We start from the raw sequence: 3830 nt of genomic DNA on the forward strand, positions 1-3830 counted from the left end.
GAATCTACTCATGGTTAAATCCTTATCAGTTATGGGGATAACAGATTCGGATTTTCCCATGAGTAGCATTACTGGCAGAGCCAACTTTTTGCTGACCACCTCCATAGGAGGTGGTGTTCATTCAGGTATAAAAAAAGCCCGAATAGATATTCGGGCTTGTCACTTTACCGTTTAAATAGCTCGTAAGAGGACCGCGAACTGCGGCAGCAAAAATGCGGCTGACAATAAAGGCATATAACGCACGAATAATACCCCATTAATATCCCGGCGTATAATTTTTATTTTATATGTATTCTCTTGATATATCCACCGAAGCTATTACCGTAACAACGGTATTATTTATTTTAGATCTTATCTATATCGTAACAATTGATACTGACCTGAATTTAACAGCCTTCATTTAGCATGAGTTTACTTCCTCGCAGGAAGTCAAAACAAAAACATTAAAGGAATATCTAAATGAAAAGAAAAGTACTGGCCCTCGCTATTCCAGCATTATTAGCTGCTGGCGCTGCTCACTCCGCCTAAATTTATAATAAAGACAGCAATAAGCTAAACCTCTACGATAAAGTAGATGGTTTACATTATTTCTCCGATGATACTAACTCTGATGGCGATATGAGCTATATCCGCCTTGGCTTCAAAGGCGAAACTCAGATTAACGATCTGCTGACCGGCTACGGCCAGTGGGAATATAACGTTCAGGCCAATAATAGCGAATCCGATACCAACAACGCCTGGACTCGTCTGGCATTCGCCGGTCTGAAATTCGGCGCCTACGGTTCGTTCGACTACGGCCGCAACTACGGCGTGCTGTACGACATTGAGGGCTGGACCGACATGCTGCCGGAGTTCGGTGACGACGCATGGTCAAAGGTCGACAACTTCATGACCAACCGCGCTAACGGCGTGGCAACCTATCGCAATAGCGACTTCTTCGGTCTGGTGGACGGCCTGAGCTTCGCGCTCCAGTATCAGGGCGCGAACGAAAACCAGGTGTCCAACGAGCAGGAAAGCACCGGCAACGGCGGCGACCGCTCGGTTAAAAACGCCAACGGCGACGGCTTCGGTATCTCTTCAACCTACGATCTGGGCATGGGCGTCAGCTTCGGCGCGGCGTACTCCAGCTCCGACCGTACCAACGAGCAGACCAACCACTCTACCGCCGGCGGCGACAAGGCGGATGCGTGGACCATCGGCCTGAAATATGATGCCAACAACATCTATCTGGCCACCATATACTCTGAAACCCACAATATGACCCCTTACGGTAATCAGAGCGGCACGATCGCCAACAAAACGCAGAACGTTGAAGTCACCGCTCAATACCAGTTCGACTTTGGCCTGCGCCCGGTGGTCTCCTTCCTGATGTCGAAAGGAAAAGACCTGAACAACACCGACGGCGACAAAGATCTGATGAAATATGCCGATATCGGCGCGACCTATTACTTTAACCGCAATATGTCCACCTACGTTGATTACAAAATCACCCTGCTGGATGAAGACGATAGCTTCTACGCAAACAACGGCATCGGTACTGATGACGTTGTAGCATTGGGCCTGGTGTACCAGTTCTAATCCCGCGGCCCTCTTTTAGCCGACATTTTAACCAAATCAAAACAATATACCTGTTGCGTTAAAATAGTCGTCCCGTGGATGATATATTGCTTAAAAGACCGCTCATAAAGGACGCCAGCAATGCATCATCATCCCGTAAAATCATCACGAATTAGCTCTGTCGCCTACGACGAAGCCTCCGGCATCCTTGAAATACGCTTTCGTGACAATAAAACACTGCAGTACTGCGACGTTCCGCCGCGGGTGTTTCACAACTTTCTGCAGGTCGTTTCTAAAGGTCGTTTTTATGATGGGGTTATCAAAGGTAAATTTACCGAACGTTCCGCGGTCTGAAGCCAAAGTGTGACCCTGGTCATTGTACATATTGCCCCTGAATGTCGTACACTTTTAAAGGTTAATTAAACAGGAGGTTTTATGACCAGAATAATTCTTGTACCCATAGATATTTCTGATACAGAATTAACTCAACGCGTTATCAGCCACGTTGAAGCCGAAGCGCGGATTGATGATGCTGAAGTCCACTTTCTGACCGTGATCCCCTCTCTTCCCTATTATGCCTCGCTGGGTATGGCCTATACCGCCGAGATGCCGCCGATGGATGAGTTCAAGGCGGATTCCGAAACGCGACTGAAAGAAGTGGTGAAGCAGTTTGCCATCCCTGAAGACCGGGTGCATTTCCATATTGCCGAAGGTTCGCCGAAGGACAACATTCTGGGACTGGCGAAGTCGCTGCCGGCAGATTTAGTCATCATCGCCTCGCACCGCCCGGATATCACGACCTACCTGCTTGGCTCTAACGCCGCGGCCGTCGTGCGTCACGCAGTGTGCTCCGTACTGGTTGTCCGCTAACCTCTCCAGCCCGCCGCGGTGCGGGCTTTTTATCTTAATCCTTCGCCGCTTAAACTCTCTTAAATGTGCTGACATCCCCGGCGCGAATCCGTACCATACACGCCACAGACTGATACTCATCGACGTCAGACGCCATTAGTTGCCGCCGTCAGCAACGCTGCTGGCAGAATAATAGCTTTCCTGTAAATGTGGTGATTAATAGTTAGCCCTACAGCAGTCTGCTTCGAGCCTGGAGCAGACTTTTGCATGCAGGAAATGGATTAAATATTCAACTCGTTACGGTGTCGAGTATTTGCACATGTAAAAGGAAGAGCAAAAAAATAGGTAATCAGTCCTTTTTTATGCACAATAAACTCAACTTTCAAACATATCCTATAAATGAATGAACCCGTTTGTGTCTAATAGGATGTGCGTAAGAATAATGTGAGGAACCTGGTGTTGCCTCCATAGATAAGGTTGTGTATAGTCCATTTCTCGTCTCAAGCGTAATTTGCCATAAAAAAGTTGACTTCATATTCGATATCCGAGTCAAGTCTAATGCGGCAACAAAAAACGGGTCTTTTGAATTATTTTGATATGCATTAATCCAGTTATTGAGATTTTTATTTTTTAATGTTGAATCTAAAAGATTATACTGAATTGTACGATAGTATTCAGTTGGATAATCATCAGAAATTTTATCATACATTAGGATCTGTATAATGTTATATGCATAGCCGTTAAGTCTGTTTGTCGGATGTTTTCTCCATATTGGCTCTTGCTGATGAAGATGCCAGTCTTTTTCAATAAACTCAGCAAGATATATAAGCTTACCTGAAGAGTTGATATCAAGAATACCCTTATTATCTGGAGTGAGCCAGGACTTAAGGCGTGAAGTGGACGGATAGTGAAACCCAGTAGTTTGAAAGAATTCGTTAGATGAGTCAGATTGTAAAAGTGGCGGGATTATCGGTAACCACATACCCCGCCAGACTAGTGAAGAAAAATGTAGTGCGGGTAACTCAGTACGAGCAATAATTCTGTTTGCAACAGCACGTAGATGCTGTGCACTATACATGGCTAAGAGCTGATAACGCGCGTCAGATGTGAGCATATTAGGACCATCCATCATTTATTCGAATAATCAGGTGATAGTATATCGGGAAAACTAATACCATGTAGATAGTGAGATCTATTTTATCTGAATAAATATGTATTCAGCATTACAAAATTAACTCAACATAAAAATGTGTTCTTAGTACAAAATCATGATGGTTCTCCGGTACCTTAAGGTCACCCCTCAGTGTCAGGATAGTTGTCACCCCCTTTGAAAATAAACTTGAGGGTGATGGAGTGACAAATGAAACGTATTTCCCCTGAACGAAAAACCGGAATACTGGCAAAAATGCTGCCGCCCTACAATA

Annotated in this window: 3 protein-coding genes and 1 pseudogene; 3 read left to right on the plus strand and 1 reads right to left on the minus strand. The window is 45.2% G+C overall.

All coding sequences use genetic code 11. The features are described 5' to 3' along the window. Nucleotides 1–459: 459 nt before the first annotated feature. The 3 genes and pseudogenes from ompC to uspF all read left to right on the plus strand — a co-directional run bounded on the left by ompC (nt 460) and on the right by uspF (nt 2427). Nucleotides 460–1578, plus strand: a pseudogene (gene ompC, locus GVK32_RS28365) (porin OmpC). 120 nt (nt 1579–1698) lie between these two features. Continuing rightward, nucleotides 1699–1911 carry a KTSC domain-containing protein gene (locus GVK32_RS28370; protein ID WP_045855117.1) on the plus strand — a complete coding sequence of 71 codons (213 nt, stop codon included), beginning with the start codon at nt 1699–1701 and terminating at the stop codon, nt 1909–1911. Nucleotides 1912–1992: 81 nt separating this feature from the next. Next, a complete protein-coding gene (uspF, locus tag GVK32_RS28375) occupies nt 1993–2427 on the plus strand; it encodes a universal stress protein UspF (RefSeq protein ID WP_159874180.1) in 435 nt (144 codons plus the stop codon). A 361-nt stretch (nt 2428–2788) separates the two neighbouring features. Here the strand turns inward: uspF and GVK32_RS28380 are convergent, their stop codons facing one another. Then, complete coding sequence (locus GVK32_RS28380) at nt 2789–3520, minus strand: hypothetical protein (RefSeq protein WP_159874182.1); 732 nt, start codon at nt 3518–3520, stop codon at nt 2789–2791. Between the last annotated feature and the right edge of the window lie 310 nt (nt 3521–3830).

It is taken from the genome of Klebsiella sp. 18074 (genome assembly GCF_902705905.1).
Lineage (GTDB): Bacteria > Pseudomonadota > Gammaproteobacteria > Enterobacterales > Enterobacteriaceae > Klebsiella > Klebsiella terrigena.

What these genes read in the sequence shown, in the direction of transcription:
- GVK32_RS28370 (WP_045855117.1), top strand. Translation starts at nt 1,699, where the DNA reads ATGCATCATCATCCCGTAAAATCATCACGAATTAGCTCTGTCGCCTAC.
- uspF (WP_159874180.1), top strand. Translation starts at nt 1,993, where the DNA reads ATGACCAGAATAATTCTTGTACCCATAGATATTTCTGATACAGAATTA.
- GVK32_RS28380 (WP_159874182.1), bottom strand. Translation starts at nt 3,520, where the DNA reads ATGCTCACATCTGACGCGCGTTATCAGCTCTTAGCCATGTATAGTGCA.